The following is an 18,015-nucleotide window of genomic DNA, read 5'->3' on the forward strand; positions in this document are numbered from 1 at the left end:
ACCCTCAGTCAGCCGCAGCCACTCGACCGGCAGGGCTGAACGAATTTCGCGGCACGCCAGTCGTACCCCAAGACGCACGGACAGCGCATACCAACGCCCAAACCGTGAGGCCGCCATGAGCGAAAATTCTTCAGCTGCAGGCCAAACCTGCACCATCAGCCTGGAGCTGAACGGCGAACGCCGTGAGCTCCAGGTGCAACCCTGGACCACCTTGCTCGACCTGCTGCGCGACCAGCTCGGCCTGACCGGCACCAAGAAAGGCTGCGATCACGGCCAGTGCGGTGCCTGCACGGTGCTGCTCGACGGTCGGCGCATCAACAGCTGCCTGACCCTGGCGGTGATGCACGACGGCGCCAGTCTGACCACCATCGAAGGCCTGGCCAGCGATGCGACGCTGCATCCGCTGCAGGCTGCGTTCGTCAAGCACGATGCCTTCCAGTGCGGCTACTGCACGCCGGGGCAGATCTGCTCGGCAGCCGGGCTAGCAGCGGAGAATCGTGCCAGCAGCCGCGATGAGATTCGCGAACACATGAGCGGCAACCTCTGCCGCTGCGGCGCCTATCCAAACATCCTCGCCGCCATTGAGGACGCACTGCCGACGCTACGCGGCCAGGAGGGTGCGCAATGACGCCGTTCAGCTATCAGCGCCCCGAACGTATCGACCAGGCCATCGCCCTGCACGGGCCGCAGAGCCGCTACATCGCCGGCGGCACCAACCTGCTCGACCTGATGAAAGAGAACGTGCTGCAACCCGGCCAGCTCATCGACATCAACGGTCTGCCGCTGCGCGACATCGAGCAGACCGCCGAGGGTGGCCTGCGCATCGGTGCGCTGGTGAGCAATGCCGACCTGGCCTGGCACCCGCAGATCGAACAGCGCTACCCGCTGCTGAGCAAGGCGATCCTTGCCGGGGCATCGCCGCAGCTGCGCAACATGGCCAGCACCGGCGGCAACCTGCTGCAGCGCACCCGTTGCTACTACTTCTACGACACCGCCACGCCCTGCAACAAACGCGAGCCGGGCTCCGGTTGCAGCGCGCGTGACGGGCGCAATCGCATCCACGCGATTCTCGGTGCCAGCGAACATTGCGTCGCCGTGCATCCGTCGGACATGTGCGTGGCGCTGGCGGCGCTGGATGCCCGGGTGCATGTGGAAGGGCCGCACGGCCAGCGCCGCCTCGAACTGGTGGACTTCCACCGGCTGCCCGGCGACCAGCCGCAGCAGGACAACGTACTCGTCGAGGGCGAGCTGATCACCGCCGTCGAGCTACCGGTGGAAGGTTTTGCCAGCCACTGCGCCTATCTCAAGGTGCGTGACCGCGCCTCCTACGCCTTCGCCCTGGTATCCGTCGCGGCGGCTCTGGAGATGGATGGCGACGTCATCCGCCGCGCGCGTATCGCGCTCGGTGGCGTGGCGCACAAACCCTGGCGCCTGGAAGAGGCCGAAGAACTGCTCAGCGGCAAGCGTGCCGAACCCGAATGTTTCGCCGCGGCGGCCGATCGCCTGCTGCAAGGCGCGCAACCGCTCGCCGACAACGCTTTCAAGATCGACCTGGCACGACGCGCCATTGTGCGCGCACTGACCGAAGCCGCCGGAGGAACCGTCCGATGAACAGCGTCAACTCTCCACTGGGCAAGCCGCTGGACCGCGTCGACGGCCCGCTCAAGGTCACCGGCAAGGCCTGCTACGCTGCTGAAGCCGATGTTCCGGGGCTGCTGTATGGCGCCGTGGTGTCGAGCAGCATCGCCCGCGGCCGTATCAAGGGCATTGATGCCGCCGCGGCTGAAGCACTGCCCGGCGTGCGATTGGTGCTGACCCATCAGAATCGCCCACCGGTGGCCAGCTACGACGAGCCCTACGAGGACGACGATGCCGCCGACGGCTCGCCGTTCCGCCCGCTGTACAACGACCGCGTGCTCTACAGCGGCCAGCCACTGGCGCTGGTCGTTGCTGAAACGCAGGCGCTGGCGCGGCACGGGGCGAGCCTGGTGCACGTCGAATACGAGGTCGAAGCGCACCAGACCGATCTGCAGGCCGCGCGCGAACAGGCCCATGACGCACCGGCCGAGCTGCCAGAGCCGCGCGGTGATTTCGATTCGGCATTCACGGCTGCCGATAATCGCATCGACAGCGAATACAGCACCCCGGTCGAGCATCACAACCCGATGGAGCCGCATGCCTCCATTGTCCAGTACCAGCCGGGCGGCGAGCTGCTGATCCATGACAAGACCCAGGGCGTGCAGAATTGCCAGCGCTATCTGGAGCAGGTGTTCGACATGGAGGGCAAGATTCGCGTGCTCGCGCCCTTTGTTGGCGGTGCCTTCGGCTCCGGCCTGCGCCCGCAGTACCAGCTGCCGCTGGCGGTGATGGCCGCACTCAAGCTGAAGGCCTCGGTGCGCGTCGAACTGACTCGGCAGCAGATGTTCACCTTTGGCTATCGCCCGCGAACCTTCCAACAGCTGAAGCTCGCGGCAGATGGCGAAGGACGGCTGCGGGCCATTGAGCACAAGGCCATCGGCCAGACCTCGCGCTTCGAGGACTTCACCGAGCACGAGGTGGAGTGGTCCGGCATGCTCTACGCCTGCGACAACGTGCGCCTCGGCTACCGCCTGGCGCCACTGGACGTCTACACCCCGCTGGACATGCGCGCACCCGGCGCGACCATCGGCGTCTATGCGCTGGAGTGCGCGATGGACGAACTGGCCCATGAAGTCGGTATCGATCCGCTGGAGCTGCGCCTGCGCAACTACACCGACATCAACGGCAATGAGGGCAAGCGCTATTCCAGCAAGGAGCTGCGTGCCTGCTACCAGCAGGGTGCCGAGCGCTTCGGCTGGTCGCGGCGTCCGGCGCAGCCGCGCAGCCTGCGTGACGGCCACCAGCTGGTCGGCATGGGCGTGGCCACCGGCGTATGGGAAGCCATGCAGATGCCGGCCAGTGCGCGCGCCTGCATCGATGCGGACGGCAAATTACTGGTAACCAGTGCCACCGCCGATATCGGCACCGGCACCTACACCGCGATGACGCAGATCGCCGCCGATGCGATGGGCCTGTCGATGGCCGAGGTGGAGTTCCGCCTCGGCGATTCCAGCCTGCCGCAGGCGCCGCTGGAGGGTGGATCGGCCACCGTGTCCTCGGTCGGCAGTGCGGTGCAACGCGCATGCGCCGGCCTGCGGCAGAAGCTGCTGGACGCCGTACAGCAGTCGCCGGCTTCACCCTTTACCGGAGCGAATCTGGAGACGGTGGAGTTTGTCGATGGCCAACTGCGGCTGAAATCCGGCGAGCATGCCGTGCCGCTGCGCGATATCGTCCAGGTCAGCGGCGCATTGGAGGCCGAAGCCAGCGTCAAGCCGGATGAGAAGCGCGACGCCTGGGCCACGGGAACCCATTCGGCAGTGTTCGTCGAGGTACGCGTCGACGAGGACCTCGGCACCATCAAGGTCAGCCGTGTGGTCAGCGCGATTGCCGCGGGCCGCATCGTCAACCCGAAGACCGCCGGCAACCAGATCGTCGGTGGCGTGGTCTGGGGCATCGGCCAGGCGCTGCACGAGGAGACGCTGATCGATCACAGGCTCGGCCGCTACATGAACCACAACCTTGCCGAGTACCACATCCCGGTGAACGCCGACATTCCCGAGATCGACGTGATCTTCGTCGAGGAACACGACGAGATTGTCAACGACCTCGGGTCCAAAGGCGTGGGCGAGATCGGCATTGTCGGCGTGGCGGCGGCGGTGGCCAATGCGATCTACAACGCGACGGGCAAACGCGTGCGGGATCTGCCGATCACCCTGGACAAGGTGCTGTAACGCGCCTTCGACGGCGGCTGCGATGTCCGTACGGTTGGTGGGCTAGCCCACCAACCGCCACTGCGCCAGGGCACAGAATCTGTTGTCGGCCGGCTTAGCCACGTGGTGTGCTGGTTTGCCGATCACGCATCTGGCAAAAGGCCCCGTTCGGCAAACACCGCCTTGACCGTGTGCATGCCGTTGAGCGCGGCCGGGAAGCCGGCGTAAACCGCCATCTGAATGACCACCTCGACGATCTGTTCCGGCGTGCAGCCGACGTTCAGCGCGCCGTGAACGTGCACGGCCAACTGCGGTTGGCAGTGGCCGAGCGCGGTAAGCGCCGCCACGGTCGCCAGCTCACGCTGGGCCAGGTCGAGGCCGGGGCGCTGGTAGATGTCACCGAAGGGAAATTCGATCACGTAGCGCGCCAGATCTGGTGCAATGGCTTGCAGGCTGTCGATGACCTTGCGCCCGGCCGCGCCGTCAATCTCCTCGAGCTTGGCCAGGCCTTCGGTGTAGCGGGTCGATGCAGACATTGGTGCGTTCCTCTTCATGGGTCAGAGGAAAGCCTGCGGGTTGGAGTCGACTCCAGGTCAAGCGGAAGTTTGCTGCCGATACAGCGCGATCTTCGCCCGCAGCGCGTCGAGATGCTCATGGTCGCGCAGCAGACGTGCCTGCAAGGTGGCGGCATGGGTTTCGAGCAGCGCCTGACGTGCCGCAAGGGTTGCGTCGCCACATTCGCGCAGATCGGCGTAGCGGATGATGTCGTCCAGCGCCATGCCGGTGTCTTTCAGGCGCAGGATGAAGCCGATCCACTCCAGGTCGCGTGGGCCATAGACGCGAAAACCGCTGGCGTCCCGAGCGACATGCCGTAGCAGACCGATCTTTTCGTAATAGCGCAGCGTATCGGCGGACAGGCCGCAGCGCGCGGCGAACTGCCGGATGCTGAGGCGGACCGGCGCCTCGCTCATGCCTTGATCGACCGCAGAATGACGAACTTCGGTGTGGCGGCCACCTGCTCGGCGTTGCCGAACAGGCGCTTGAGCTTGAGGTGATAGCCGAGGTGGCGATTGCCGACGATCCATAGCTCACCACCCTTGGTCAGTGCCGCCTTGGCCTGGGTGAACATACGCCAGGCGAGGAAATCGCCGACCACCTGCTGCTGGTGGAACGGTGGATTGCACAGCACCAGATCCAGCGAGGCCGGCGGTTGCTCGGCCAGGCCGTCGCCGGCGCGAATCTCGACCGGACGCTGGCCATGGATTGCCTGCCAGTTCTCCCGTGCCGACTGCACAGCCATGTAGCTCTCGTCCACCAATGTCAGTTCCGCCTGCGGATTGCCCAGCGCGTAGACGATGCCGAGCACGCCGTTGCCGCAGCCGAGATCGGCGACGCGCAGCGCACCGAGTGCCTGCGGCAGATGTGGCAGGAAGGCGCGGGTGCCGATATCGAGGCCTTCACGGCAGAACAGGTTAGCGTGGTTGAGCAGCTCCAGTTTTGGCTGATCAAGCTGGTAGCGGGTAGGGTAGGGCGACTGCGGCGCCGGTTTTGCGCACGGCGTTGCGCTGAGCAGACGTGCCTTCTTCACCGCCAGCGAGGCCTGCACCGGGCCGATGTACTGCTCCAGCAGATCACCGGCGGCGCGCGGCAGGTGCTTGATCATCGCCGCAGCGATCACCTGCGCGCCGGGCGCCAGCTGGCCGTGCAGGCGGATCAGCTGTTCTTCCAGCAGGGCAAGGGTTTTCGGTACGCGAATCAGCACCCGGTCGAACGGGCCCTGGGCGACCTCGCTGGCAGGTACGAAGCGCACGCGCTCGGCCGGCAGCTCGTGCGCCAGGTTCTTTTGCAATGCCAGGTGGCCGAGGTGCGAGTCGCCGCTGCTGGTGACCGCGACGTGTGCGGCCAGCGAGCAAGCCAGGGCGCCGAAGCTGTCATTGAGGATCAGCACTCGCGTGGCCGCTGGCAATCCCTGCTCATGCAGCTGGGCCAGCAGGTATTCGTCGGCGGCATCGAAGGCCTGCAGCGGCTCGTTGGGCTGCTCCGGCTGACGGATCAGGTCGAGGCTTGCATAGGGGGTGTCGAGAATAGGCATGAGAACTGGCGGTGTTTGTAAGCGTCGGAAAGGAGTATCAAGGATTCATACGGGCGCTGCGTGCAGTGGGCCCAAAGATGCTCGGAGGGAGCGAAGTATGACCGCCAGCGAAGAGAAGTTCACCCGCCAGCGCCTGCTAGAGGTGCAGACGCTGACGCCTAACCTGTTCACCCTGCGTACCAGCCGCGATCACGGTTTTCGCTTCACCGCCGGGCAGTTCGCCCGCCTCGGTGTGCGCAAGCCAAGCGGCTGCATCGTCTGGCGCGCCTATTCCATGGTCTCGGCGCCGCACGACGAGTTTCTCGATTTCTTCTCCATCGTCGTGCCGGACGGCGAATTCACCAGCGAGTTGAGCCGGTTGGCAGTCGGCGACGAGCTGCTGGTGGACAAGCAGGCCTTCGGCTTTCTCACCCTTGATCGCTTTCCCGATGGCCGTGATCTCTGGCTGCTGGCCACCGGCACCGGGATCGCGCCGTTCCTTTCGATCCTGCAGGACTTCGAGGCCTGGCAGCGCTTCGAGCGCATCATTCTGGTCTACAGCGTGCGCGAGGCGCGTGAGCTGGCCTATCAGCAGCTGATCGCCGAACTGCCGCAACGCGACTACCTGGAAGGTCTGGGCTCGAAGCTGCTGTACCTGCCGGTGGTAACGCGCGAACAGATACCCGGTGCGCTGCACGGGCGCATCACCACGCTGATCGAGAACGGCGAGCTGGAGCGCGCCGCCGATCTGCAGCTGGCGCCCGAGCATTCGCGAATCATGCTCTGCGGCAACCCGCAGATGATCGAGGACACCCGAGCAGTGCTGAAAGCGCGTGACCTGAACCTGGCGATGACGCGCAGGCCCGGCCAGGTGGCGGTGGAGAACTACTGGTAGGCGATTGCCGCGGGGAGTCTCGCGCAACAAAACAAAAGCCCCCGCCGGACGATCCGACGGGGGCTTTGTCTTTCTGGCTGAGGCTTGGCGGCGGGCGCAGCCGTTACACGACGCCCTGGGCCAGCATGGCATCGGCAACCTTGACGAAGCCGGCGATGTTGGCGCCCTTCACGTAGTTGATCCGACCGTTCTCCTCGCCGTGGGCGACGCAGGCGTGGTGGATCGACTGCATGATGCCGTGCAGCTTGGTGTCCACCTCGCCGGCAGTCCAGTGCAGACGCATGGCGTTCTGGCTCATCTCCAGGCCACTACAGGCCACACCGCCAGCGTTGGACGCCTTGCCCGGTGCGTAGAGGATGCCTGCCTCGATGAACAGGTCCACGGCTTCCAGCGTCGAGGGCATGTTGGCGCCCTCGGCGACGCAGACGCAGCCATTGTTCAGCAGGGTGCGAGCATCTTCGCCATCCAGTTCGTTCTGCGTGGCGCAGGGCAGGGCGATATCGCACGGCAGGCTCCACGGACGCTGATCGGCCAGGTAGGTGACGCCGAAGTGCGTGCCCATCTCCTCGAGGCGACCACGACGGACGTTCTTCAGGTCCATCAGGTATGTCCACTGCTCGGCGGTCATGCCGTCCGCGAAGTGCAGGGTGCCGCCCGAGTCGGACAGCGAGACGACCCGGCCACCCAGTTCCATGACTTTCTGCGCCGCGTACTGCGCAACGTTGCCGGAACCGGAGATCGCCACGCGCTTGCCGTCGAAGCTGCTGTGGCTGCTCTTGAGCATTTCCTCGGCGAAGTACACGCAGCCGTAGCCGGTGGCTTCCGGGCGGATCAGGCTGCCGCCATAGGCCAGGCCCTTGCCGGTCAGGACGGAGGTGAACTGGTTGGACAGGCGCTTGTACTGGCCGAAGAGGAAGCCGATCTCGCGGCCGCCGACGCCGATGTCACCGGCCGGAACGTCGAGGTCTGCGCCGATATGGCGGTACAGCTCGGTCATGAACGACTGGCAGAAGCGCATCACTTCGTTGTCACTCTTGCCCTTGGGGTTGAAGTCCGAGCCACCCTTGCCGCCGCCCATGGGCAGCGAAGTCAGGGAGTTCTTGAAGACCTGTTCAAAGGCGAGGAACTTGAGGACGCCGATGTTCACCGACGGATGGAAGCGCAGGCCACCTTTGTATGGGCCGATGGCGCTGTTCATCTGGATGCGGAAGCCGCGATTGACCTGCACACGGCCCTGGGTCGTCGACCCAGGGTACGCGGAAGATGATCGAGCGCTCCGGCTCGACCATACGTTCGATGATGCCGGCCTGCATGTAATGCGGATGGGCTTCGAGGAAGGGCCAGAGGCTGCGAACCACTTCTTCCACCGCCTGGTGGAACTCGGGTTGGTGGGGGTCGCGTTGCTTCAACCGCGCGAGAAAGGCATCAACGGTTTCGATCATCAGGTAGGCCCTCGGCGACCGCGTGTCGGCAGTCATTAATAATTTTGGCCGGCGACTGTAGCAAACCTGATTTGCACCGCGGAAGTGCGACATGAGTCTGGCATGCCGCGAAATGGTGCGCTCGAGGGGCTGTGGGTGCTAAAGGTCTCGGCTTCGCGCGTGGCCTCTAGTTTTTATGTTTCCCGATGCTTCAGACTTTAAGAGGCGGAGGCGTTGCTCGATTTGCACGGAATTGGAGCGCTGGGTGCGTCATTCTTGTGCTTGGTCGGGTGACGGCTAGTCGGCCAGCTCACAGCGATTGCGACCACTGCGCTTGGCTCTCAGCAGCGCGATGTCGGCGCGGTTGATGGTGCTCGAGTAGGTTTCGTCGGCGCGCAGCTCGGCGATACCCATGCTGGCGGTTACCCCGAGCAGGTCATCGTTTACCCGCACGCCGAGCGCGGCAATGCTGTCGCCAAGGCGGCGCATCACCGTGCAGGCCATCTCGGCGCTGCTTTCCGGCATCAGGATGAGGAATTCCTCGCCGCCCCAGCGCCCACAGAGGTCGTGCTCGCGAATCTCCGATTCCATGACGCGCACCACTTCGATGAGCACGCGGTCGCCGACTTCGTGGCCGTACTCGTCGTTGATGACCTTGAAACGGTCGATGTCCAGCATGACCACGGCCAGCGGGCGGCCGTAGCGTTTGGCGCGCTCGCTTTCCTCACGCAGGCGCTCGGTCAGCAGGCGGCGGTTGGCGATGCCGGTCAGGGTGTCGAGGGTCGAGGCTTCGCGCAGCGAGGCATTCAGGTCCTGCATCATCATCTGATAGCGGTCGGAGATGCGCGCGACCTTTTCCAGCTGGCGCAACTGCTTGTCGAAGCGGGCGGCCAGGCTCAGTTCGCGCTCGCGGGCGATGCTCTGGTAGCCGTCCGATACGCGGGCGATGCGCTCGATCCGGCCAAGCAGGTCATGGTGCGCTCCCCACAGCTGGCTCAGCGCTTCCTTCAGCGGGTGCCCCTCGAACTGCGGATCGGCGAGGAGATTGATGACCTCTTGCTCTAGCGGCGATGGCCCACGCATATCGACCTTCTGTCAGTCGTGACTCTGGATGGAAAAGGGGAAGGTGCAGTCTTCCTTGAACTCTTCGGCCAACTCCACGACGCGCTCGTTGCGGATGTCGTAGTACCAGTTGACCGCGACCTGCCGGCCTTCCTGATAGGCGGCTTCGAGCAGGTCGAAGATGTCCATCATCGCCTTGATGCTGCTGGTGTTCAGGTACAGCAGGCGCAGCTCAAGGTTGAGCGGATGTGCGGCTTCGCCGAGGAAGCGCTCGATCCATTCGTAGACCTGGTGGAACAGCTCGTAGGAATTTTCCGGGTACGAGTCGCCCTGCATCGAGACGATGCCTTTGTCCCAGTCGGACTGGATGGCGGGAGTGGACTGGCTGCCGGGGATTGAAAAATCGTTCATGGGGATGCTCTTGAGTTTCAGATGACGGCGCTCAGGCTGATGAAGGAAAGCTCGTCGGAGACCGGCTGCAACGAGGCCTTGAGCGGCTCGCTGGACTTGCGGGCAATATCAATCAGGCCGAGTCCGGCGCCGGTTGCCACGTGTTCGTCACGCGGCCTGCGCAATTGTTCCTTGTACAGGGCCTTGAGGCCGGCCTTGTCCTTTTTTGCCAGTTCGGCGACGGCGGTAAGCAGTTGCTGGCCGTCGGCGGTTTCGATCAGGTTGCCGGCCGAAACCACGTAGCGGCCCTGGTCATCGCGTGCGACCACGACCGTGGCGCCGGCCTGCTGATCGGACCAGTTCTTTTCGCGGGTGTAGTGGCGAATGTTCTGCGTCATCTCGATGTACACGGCGAACACGTCCATGGCCGAGGACGGGTGCGCCTGTTCTTCGCTCATGTAATTGCGCAGGGCATTGCCGATCTCTTCGATCAGGCTGCGGGAGATGGGGCCGTTGAAGCACAGCATGATCTGTTGCTGGTTGTAGCATTCGCGCATCGCGAACATGTCAATGGGGGCCATGGCCAACTCCCTGTCTCAATCGAAGCGGAAACATAACATCGTGATGTCATCGCGCTGTGGGAATTCACCCTGATAGCGCGCCAGTGCGAGGCTGAAGGCTTCGCCCTGTTCGGCCAGGGGAAGCCGTGCATGCTCGCGGATCATGCTGGCGAAGCGGCTGTTGCCAAAGCCGAACCCGTCGTCGCCGCCGGCCTGGTCGAGGAAACCGTCGGTGGTCATGTAGAAGGTCCGCCCCGGTTGCAGGTCGACGCTGGTGTTGCGGTAGTCGCCGATGCGTTTATCGCCGATGGCGCGCCGCGCTGCCTTGATCTCGTGCACCTCTTCGCCATCACAGTAGTACAACGCAATCTTCGCGCCGGAATAATGCACCTTGCGCTGGCGCAAATCGACATAGGCGAGGCCGATATCCATGTTGGTCGCCAGGGCATGGGAGTCCTGCTCTTCGCGCAGCATGTTGCGCACGATCGCATCGGTACGCGCGAGCGCGGCGGCGGGGTCGTCCAGGCCGGTCGTGCCGAGCGCCTGATCGATGGCGGCGTGGGCCAGCATCGTCATCAACGCGCCGGGCACGCCGTGACCCGCGCAGTCGACGATTCCGAACAGGCAGCCATGTTCGTCGGCGCGATATACATAGAAGTCGCCGCCGACGACATCACGTGGCCGCCAGAGCACCGCATGGCGATCACCCATGGCGGTGACCAGCTGCCGGTTGGGCAGGATCGAGCGCTGGATAAGGCTGGCGTAGTCGATCGAGTCGTCGATCTTCTTGTGCGCGGCGGCCATCTCCAGGTTGGCCTGTTCCAGGTCGCGGGTGCGCTCACGCACGCGATTCTCCAGCTCGCTGGTGTGGCTGCGAACCTGCTGCGCCATGGCACCGAAGGCTGCGCTGAGTTCGCCGATCTCGTCCTGCCGGTGCAGGGGCAGGGGGGCATCGTACTGTCCAGCCGCCAGAGCCTGGGCGCTGCGTCTCAGCTGGCGCAGCGGTTTGAGCACACGCTTCTCGACCAGCCAGGCACCACCACCGATCAGCAGCAGGAACAGCACCAGAAACAGGGCGATTGCCGGCAGCAGCGGACGCACCTCGACGACCTGTGCGGTGCCCAGGTCCACGGCGCTGGCGACGAACCACTGCAGCTCGGGAATCCAGCTCAGCGCCAGCAAGCGGGGCGCGCCATCCAGGGTGACGCGCAACGTCGCCACCGTGCCGGGGTTCGCGCGGCTTTCCGCCATGGCCTGACGCACTGCCGAGGCCGCGCCGAGGTCGTCGAGCTGGCCGAGGATACTCGTCGACAAGGAGCGTCCACGCGCGGTTTCGGCGTTGAGCGTGACCAGATTCTGATTAGGGTGAACGAGGATGGAGCCGTAGGCATCGAGCACCATCGACTCGACGCCGACCTTGTTCGCCTCGATGAAGTCATCCAGAAATGCTTGCAGGCTGATGCCGGAACCGACCAGGCCCAGGCGTCGATCGCCGTCACGCACCTGCACGTTGAACCACACCTTGAGCTCCTCGGTGACCACCGAGCGGTCGACGTTGATGGCGTAGGGGGTATCGGCCTGCAGTGTCTGGAAGAACCATTCGTCGCGCGGGGCGTCCGGGGCCATCACATAGCGAGGCGCATCGCTGGGTGGCTGGTCGGGTCCGTTCGAGTAGTAGCCGTTGCTGCTCGCCGAGGCGGCGAAGTAGGCGTGGTCGCCGAAGGCCTGCTGGTAGCCGGCCGCTTCCTGGAAAAAGATCTTGCGCTTGGCCGGGTCCTGCTCGTCGTTCAACCAGGCCAGCGTCAGCTGCGAAGCCGCCAGCCGTTGAGCCAGTGCCAGTTCGCGTGAAACCGGTGCGAACAGGCGTTCGCGGTTGAGTTGGACCACATTACGCGCATAGGCCTCGCCGAAGCGACTCAGCACGCCGAGCAGCGCCTCTCGGCCAATGAAACCGGCAAAGACGAAAGCAAGCAGGCAACTGAGCAACAATGCCAGCAGTGATTTGCCGCGCAGTCCAAGTGCCGCCATGCGAATTGTCCTTTGTCGGTCGCGGGGGTCGGCATGGTGCGATTGCCGCGCCTGCCGGAGGGATCAGTAATTCACGCAGGCGGCATTGTGCCACTATTTGTGGGTGCTTTCTCTAGACACGACAACGGAGCCTGTCCGGCTCCGTTGTTGTGATCTACCGCTTACTGCGCCAGCTTCTTGTACTTGACGCGGTGTGGCTGGGAGGCCGCGTCACCGAGGCGCTTCTTGCGATCGGCTTCATACTCGGTGTAGTTGCCTTCGAAGAACACGACACCGCCATCGTCCTCGTAGGAGAGGATGTGGGTGGCGACGCGGTCGAGGAACCAGCGGTCGTGGGAGATCACGATGGCCGAGCCGGGGAAGTCCAGCAGTGCCTCTTCCAGCGAGCGCAGGGTTTCCACGTCGAGGTCGTTGGACGGTTCGTCGAGCAGCAGCACGTTGGCGCCCTGCTTGAGGGTCAGCGCCAGGTGCAGACGACCGCGCTCACCGCCGGAGAGATCCTTGACGAACTTCTGCTGGTCGGCGCCCTTGAAGTTGAAGCGGCCAACGTAACCGCGCGATGGCACCTCGTAGTTGCCGATGCGAATCTGGTCCAAGCCATCGGAGACCGCTTCCCATACGGTCTTGCCACCGTCCAGGTCGTCGCGGCTCTGGTCCACGCAGGCCAACTGCACGGTATCGCCGATCTCGATGCTGCCGGAATCCGGGGTTTCCTTGCCCATCAGCATGCGGAACAGGGTCGACTTACCGGCACCGTTGCCACCGATCACGCCAACGATGGCGCCTTTCGGCACGCTGAAGGAGAGGTCGTCGATCAGTACGCGGTCGCCATAGCCCTTGGTGACGTTCTTGAATTCGATGACCTTGTCGCCCAGGCGCCGGCCGGCCGGGATGTAGATCTCGTTGGTCTCGGCGCGTTTCTGGAATTCCTGCGACTGCATTTCCTCGAAACGCTGCAGACGGGCCTTGGATTTGGACTGGCGGGCCTTGGCGCCTTTGCGCACCCACTCCAGCTCTTCCTTCATGGCTTTTTCGTGGGCCGACTGCTGCTTGGACTCCTGGGCCAGACGCTCGGACTTGGCTTCCAGCCAGCCGGAGTAGTTGCCCTCGTACGGGATGCCGGCGCCGCGGTCGAGCTCGAGAATCCAGCCGGCGACGTTGTCGAGGAAGTAGCGGTCGTGGGTGATGGCCACTACGGTGCCCGGGAAGTCATGGAGGAAGCGCTCCAGCCAGGCCACCGAGTCGGCGTCCAGGTGGTTGGTCGGTTCGTCCAGCAGCAGCATGTCCGGGGCCGACAGCAGCAGGCGGCACAGGGCGACGCGGCGCTTCTCGCCGCCGGACAGGTGCGCGACCTTGGCATCCCAGGCCGGTAGACGCAGTGCGTCGGCGGCGACTTCCAGCTGGCGCTCCAGGTTATGGCCGTCGGATGCCTGCAGGATCGCTTCGAGCTTGGCCTGCTCGGCAGCCAGGGCATCGAAATCGGCGTCCGGCTCGGCGTAGGCGGCGTAGACGGCATCCAGGCGGGCCTGGGCGTCCTTGATCACACCAACCGCCTCCTCGACGATTTCGCGCACGGTCTTTTCCGGGTCGAGCTGCGGTTCCTGCGGCAGGTAGCCGACATTGATGCCCGGCATGGCACGGGCCTCGCCGTCGAACTCGGTGTCGACGCCGGCCATGATGCGCAGCAGGGTGGATTTACCGGCGCCGTTCAGGCCGAGCACGCCAATCTTGGCGCCGGGGAAGAACGACAGGGAGATGTTCTTGAGGATCTCACGCTTCGGCGGAACGACCTTGCTCAGCCGGTGCATGGTGTAGACGTATTGAGCCATGGAAACGAATGCCCGTGACAGTGGTGAATGATGCCTGACCCAGGCCGTGGGGGGCCGAAAATGGGGTGGCATGGAAAGGGCGCAAAGCTACCCGAATGCACCGGTCAGGGCAAACCGCGACAGTGCGCCGTCGCGGCTGCGGAAGCGGCGGCTGTTCATCTTGTGCATGACTATCGCTCATACCCGCAACCGGTCGGATGAGGTAGAATCCGCGCCTCTCTTTTATACCGCCAGCTGATCTCAGAGGACTGCCATGTTCAGCCGTGATTTGACCCTCGCCCGTTTCGACGCCGATCTCTTCGCTGCCATGGAGCAGGAAGCCAAGCGTCAGGAAGACCACATCGAGCTGATCGCCTCGGAGAACTACACCAGCCCGGCGGTGATGGAAGCCCAGGGTTCGGTGCTCACCAACAAGTACGCCGAAGGCTATCCGGGCAAGCGCTACTACGGCGGTTGCGAGTACGTCGACGTGGTCGAGCAGCTGGCCATCGACCGCGCCAAGGAACTGTTCGGCGCCGACTACGCCAACGTCCAGCCGCATGCTGGCTCTCAAGCCAACAGCGCCGTCTACCTCGCCCTTTTGCAGGCCGGTGACACCATCCTCGGCATGAGCCTGGCTCACGGCGGCCACCTCACCCACGGCGCCAGCGTTTCCTCCTCCGGCAAGCTGTATAACGCCGTGCAGTACGGCATCAACGACCAGGGCCTGATCGACTATGACGAAGTCGAGCGCCTGGCCGTCGAGCACAAGCCGAAGATGATCGTCGCCGGCTTCTCCGCCTATTCGCAGGTGCTGGATTTCGCCCGTTTCCGCGCCATCGCCGACAAGGTCGGTGCTTACCTGTTCGTCGACATGGCTCACGTGGCCGGTCTGGTCGCTGCTGGCGTCTACCCGAACCCGGTTCCGTTCGCTGACGTCGTCACAACTACTACCCACAAGACCCTGCGCGGACCGCGTGGCGGCCTGATCCTGGCGCGCGCCAACGCCGAGATCGAGAAGAAGCTGAACTCTGCTGTCTTCCCGGGTGCCCAGGGCGGCCCGCTGGAGCACGTCATCGCGGCCAAGGCCGTTTGCTTCAAGGAAGCGCTGCAGCCCGAGTTCAAGGCCTACCAGCAGCAGGTAGTGAAGAATGCTCAGGCCATGGCCGAGGTGTTCATCCAGCGTGGTTTCGATGTGGTTTCCGGCGGCACCAAGAACCACCTGTTCCTGCTCAGCCTGATCAAGCAGGACATCACCGGTAAGGATGCGGATGCTGCCCTGGGCAACGCCCACATCACCGTGAACAAGAACAGCGTGCCGAACGACCCGCGTTCGCCGTTCGTGACGTCCGGTTTGCGCATCGGTACCCCGGCCGTTACCACTCGCGGCTTCGGCGAGACCGAGTGCCGTGATCTGGCGGGCTGGATCTGCGACATCCTCGACAACATGGGCGACGAGTCGGTGATCGAAGCGGTTCGTGGCAAGGTCGAAGCGGTCTGCGCCAAGTTCCCGGTATACGGCAACTAAGACGTTACATCGCTGCATCGAAAGCCCGCGAAAGCGGGCTTTTTGCTGTCTGGCGGTTGTCGCGACACATCTTCCTGATCCCTGGCGATTGCGGCGCGCTAGACTGCCGTGTCCTGTTCCTCCGGAGTCCGACTCATGTTCAAGCGCGCCACGGGTGTGATCCTGCCGCCACCGGTCATCTATCTGCTGTTTCTCGCGGCAGCCTGGCTGCTGGAGTCGGCGTTGCCGATCGCCTTGCCGCGCAATCTCTGGACTCACTACCTGGGCTGGGGGCTGATCGACGCGGGCGTGTTGCTGATGCTCTGGGCCGGCTTGCTGATGCTCTGGCGCAGGACCACGGTCAATCCCTATGGCAAGCCCGCGAAGCTGCTGGAAGAGGGGCCGTTCGGTTTCTCGCGCAACCCGATCTATCTGGCCGACAGCCTGATCTACTGTGGCATCGCGCTGCTCTGGGGCACGCTGTGGCCCTGGCTGTTGCTGCCTGCCCTGATCTTCACCATGCAGCGCGCCGTGATCATGCATGAGGAGCGCTTGCTGACCCAGCTGTTTGGCGACGACTATCTGGCGTACTGTGGACGGGTGCGCCGCTGGTTGTAACGGCGATGTCGAGAGTTGTTGTCCTATAGTGAATTCAGACACCGCGGAGTGATGCTCATGACTGATTCCCCCAGTGATCGCCGGCGCTTCCAGCGTATCGAGTTCGATGCCGCCACTGAGTTGGTGCAGGGCGACCGGCGCTGGCCGGTCGAGCTGCATGACCTGTCCCTGAAAGGCCTGCTGGTTCGCCGCCCGGAAGGCTGGGATGCCGATGCTAAACAGCCGTTCGAAGCGCGGGTGCGCCTGGCCGATGATGCCGAGGTGCGCATGGAGGTGGCGATGACCCATGAAGAGGGCGATCTGATCGGCTTCGTCTGCCAGCATATCGATCTCGACTCGATCGCCCACCTGCGGCGCCTGGTCGAACTCAACCTCGGCGACGACGCACTGCTGGAACGCGAGCTGGCCGCACTTGGCGGCCAGTAACGATCACTCGAACAGCGCGTCGAGCGCCTGCTCCAGGCGGGTCACGGCGATGATCTGCAAACCGGCGGGGGCTTCCTTCGGCGCATTGCCCTTGGGCACGATGGCGCGCTTGAAGCCGTGCTTGGCGGCCTCCTTCAGACGCTCCTGACCACTTGGCACCGGGCGGATCTCGCCCGACAGGCCCACTTCACCGAACACCAGCAGATCGGTATCCAGCGGCCGGTTGCGCAGGCTGGAGATCACCGCGGCCATCAGCGCCAGATCCGCCGCGGTTTCCAGCACCTTCACGCCGCCGACCACGTTGATGAACACGTCCTGATCGTAGGTGGGAATGCTGCCATGCCGATGCAGCACGGCCAGCAGCATGGCCAGGCGGTTCTGGTCGAGGCCCAGGGTGACGCGGCGCGGGTTGGCCAGGTGGCTGGTATCGACCAGCGCCTGCACCTCCACCAGCATCGGCCGGGTGCCTTCCCAGGTAGCCATCACCACGCTGCCCGGCACCGCTTCCTGGGCGCGGGTTAGGAAGATCGCCGACGGGTTGGTGACTTCTTTCAGACCCTTGTCGGTCATGCCGAACACACCGAGCTCGTTGACCGCGCCGAAGCGGTTCTTCACTGCGCGCAAGAGGCGCAGGCGACCGTCGGACTCGCCCTCGAAATACAGCACCGTATCGACCATGTGCTCGAGCACACGCGGCCCGGCGAGGGCGCCTTCCTTGGTCACGTGGCCGACGAGGAAGATTGCCGTGCCGCTCTGCTTGGCGAAACGGACCAGCAGCGCCGCGCTCTCGCGCACCTGAGCCACACCGCCCGGCGCGGACTGCAGCTGCTCGGTGAAGATGGTCTGGATCGAGTCGATCACCATCACCTTGGGCTTTTCCAGCCGCGCGGTAGCGATGATTGATTCGATGCAGGTCTCGGTCATCACCTTGAGCCGGTCCTGCGGCAGGTCCAGACGACGCGCACGCATGGCCACCTGCTGCTGGGATTCTTCACCGGTGACGTAGAGTGCCGGATACTGCTGGGCGATGGCGCAGAGGGTCTGCAGCAGGATCGTCGACTTGCCGATACCCGGATCACCGCCGATCAGCACTACCGAGCCGTCCACCAGCCCCCCTCCGAGTACGCGATCCAGCTCGCCGGAAGCGGTGGAAAAGCGCGGTACTTCCTCGACGCTGACCTCGGCGAGCGTCCTGATGTTGGCCTGCTCCCCGGCCCAGCCTGCGCGGCCGGATGGCGGTGCCGCACCCTCGATGATCGTTTCCACCAGCGTATTCCAGGCGCCACAGTCACCGCACTGGCCGGCCCATTTCGGGAAGGTCGAGCCGCATTCGGTGCAGCCATACATGCGCTTGGCCTTGGCCATGGGAAACTCCGGGTCTGATTGGTGGTGTCGCATGATAACGGCTGACTTGATCGCCATCAGCCACAAGCGGCGAGGC

Annotated in this window: 16 protein-coding genes and 1 pseudogene; 7 read left to right on the forward strand and 10 right to left on the reverse strand. The window is 64.4% G+C overall.

Annotation, left to right across the window (positions count from 1 at the left end; all coding sequences use genetic code 11):
- The first annotated feature begins 115 nt into the window (after positions 1–115).
- Genes IEG05_RS05455 through IEG05_RS05465 form a run of 3 tightly spaced genes read left to right on the forward strand, consistent with a single transcriptional unit; the run spans position 116 to position 3,809 of the window.
- A complete protein-coding gene (locus tag IEG05_RS05455) occupies positions 116–628 on the forward strand; it encodes a (2Fe-2S)-binding protein (protein WP_042927739.1) in 513 nt (170 codons plus the stop codon).
- Positions 625–1,611, forward strand: coding sequence for an FAD binding domain-containing protein (locus IEG05_RS05460; RefSeq protein WP_046617852.1), 987 nt, complete (start codon positions 625–627; stop codon positions 1,609–1,611). The genes IEG05_RS05455 and IEG05_RS05460 overlap by 4 nt, the downstream gene beginning before the upstream one ends.
- Positions 1,608–3,809, forward strand: coding sequence for a xanthine dehydrogenase family protein molybdopterin-binding subunit (locus IEG05_RS05465; protein WP_191121731.1), 2,202 nt, complete (start codon positions 1,608–1,610; stop codon positions 3,807–3,809). Before IEG05_RS05460 ends, IEG05_RS05465 begins: the two co-directional genes overlap by 4 nt.
- 122 nt (positions 3,810–3,931) lie before the next feature.
- Here IEG05_RS05465 and IEG05_RS05470 read toward each other — a convergent pair whose 3' ends face one another.
- The 3 genes from IEG05_RS05470 to IEG05_RS05480 are packed head-to-tail and all read right to left on the reverse strand — an operon-like array spanning position 3,932 to position 5,880.
- A complete protein-coding gene (locus IEG05_RS05470; protein WP_046617854.1) occupies positions 3,932–4,324 on the reverse strand; it encodes a carboxymuconolactone decarboxylase family protein in 393 nt (130 codons plus the stop codon).
- Between the two features lie 57 nt (positions 4,325–4,381).
- Positions 4,382–4,759 carry a MerR family transcriptional regulator gene (locus IEG05_RS05475; protein WP_046617857.1) on the reverse strand — a complete coding sequence of 126 codons (378 nt, stop codon included), beginning with the start codon at positions 4,757–4,759 and terminating at the stop codon, positions 4,382–4,384.
- On the reverse strand, positions 4,756–5,880 hold the full coding sequence (locus tag IEG05_RS05480) for a methyltransferase (protein WP_046617858.1): 1,125 nt from the start codon (positions 5,878–5,880) through the stop codon (positions 4,756–4,758). The genes IEG05_RS05475 and IEG05_RS05480 overlap by 4 nt, the downstream gene beginning before the upstream one ends.
- A 97-nt stretch (positions 5,881–5,977) precedes the next feature.
- Here IEG05_RS05480 and IEG05_RS05485 point away from each other — a divergent pair, with 97 nt between their 5' ends.
- The gene (locus IEG05_RS05485) at positions 5,978–6,754 is read left to right on the forward strand and encodes a ferredoxin--NADP reductase (protein WP_046617859.1); all 777 of its coding nucleotides are present in this window, start codon (positions 5,978–5,980) and stop codon (positions 6,752–6,754) included.
- A 103-nt stretch (positions 6,755–6,857) separates the two neighbouring features.
- Here IEG05_RS05485 and gdhA read toward each other — a convergent pair.
- The 6 genes and pseudogenes from gdhA to ettA form a co-directional block, all read right to left on the reverse strand.
- A pseudogene (gdhA, locus tag IEG05_RS05490) lies at positions 6,858–8,196 on the reverse strand (NADP-specific glutamate dehydrogenase).
- Between the two features lie 276 nt (positions 8,197–8,472).
- Positions 8,473–9,258: a biofilm regulation diguanylate cyclase SiaD gene (siaD, locus tag IEG05_RS05495; protein WP_046617861.1), complete on the reverse strand. Its 786-nt coding sequence runs from the start codon at positions 9,256–9,258 to the stop codon at positions 8,473–8,475.
- A 12-nt stretch (positions 9,259–9,270) separates the two neighbouring features.
- Complete coding sequence (gene siaC / locus IEG05_RS05500; protein ID WP_045665504.1) at positions 9,271–9,648, reverse strand: biofilm regulation phosphoprotein SiaC; 378 nt, start codon at positions 9,646–9,648, stop codon at positions 9,271–9,273.
- Between the two features lie 17 nt (positions 9,649–9,665).
- Positions 9,666–10,208, reverse strand: a complete 543-nt coding sequence (gene siaB, locus IEG05_RS05505) for a biofilm regulation protein kinase SiaB (RefSeq protein WP_046617862.1) — start codon at positions 10,206–10,208, stop codon at positions 9,666–9,668.
- Between the two features lie 15 nt (positions 10,209–10,223).
- A complete protein-coding gene (siaA, locus tag IEG05_RS05510) occupies positions 10,224–12,215 on the reverse strand; it encodes a biofilm regulation protein phosphatase SiaA (protein ID WP_046617863.1) in 1,992 nt (663 codons plus the stop codon).
- 161 nt (positions 12,216–12,376) lie between these two features.
- Positions 12,377–14,044, reverse strand: a complete 1,668-nt coding sequence (gene ettA / locus IEG05_RS05515; protein WP_046617864.1) for an energy-dependent translational throttle protein EttA — start codon at positions 14,042–14,044, stop codon at positions 12,377–12,379.
- A 253-nt stretch (positions 14,045–14,297) separates the two neighbouring features.
- Here ettA and glyA point away from each other — a divergent pair, with 253 nt between their 5' ends.
- From glyA to IEG05_RS05530, 3 genes are all read left to right on the forward strand, one after another.
- Complete coding sequence (glyA, locus tag IEG05_RS05520; protein ID WP_041014895.1) at positions 14,298–15,551, forward strand: serine hydroxymethyltransferase; 1,254 nt, start codon at positions 14,298–14,300, stop codon at positions 15,549–15,551.
- Between the two features lie 135 nt (positions 15,552–15,686).
- Positions 15,687–16,148, forward strand: a complete 462-nt coding sequence (locus IEG05_RS05525; protein WP_046617865.1) for a methyltransferase family protein — start codon at positions 15,687–15,689, stop codon at positions 16,146–16,148.
- 57 nt (positions 16,149–16,205) lie between these two features.
- Positions 16,206–16,574 carry a PilZ domain-containing protein gene (locus IEG05_RS05530; RefSeq protein ID WP_046617866.1) on the forward strand — a complete coding sequence of 123 codons (369 nt, stop codon included), beginning with the start codon at positions 16,206–16,208 and terminating at the stop codon, positions 16,572–16,574.
- 3 nt (positions 16,575–16,577) lie between these two features.
- On the opposite strand, the gene radA is transcribed toward IEG05_RS05530, so the two are convergent.
- Positions 16,578–17,939, reverse strand: coding sequence for a DNA repair protein RadA (radA, locus tag IEG05_RS05535; protein ID WP_041014892.1), 1,362 nt, complete (start codon positions 17,937–17,939; stop codon positions 16,578–16,580).
- Positions 17,940–18,015 lie beyond the last annotated feature (76 nt).

The organism is Stutzerimonas kunmingensis (assembly GCF_014764705.1).
In the GTDB taxonomy this organism is placed as follows: domain Bacteria; phylum Pseudomonadota; class Gammaproteobacteria; order Pseudomonadales; family Pseudomonadaceae; genus Stutzerimonas.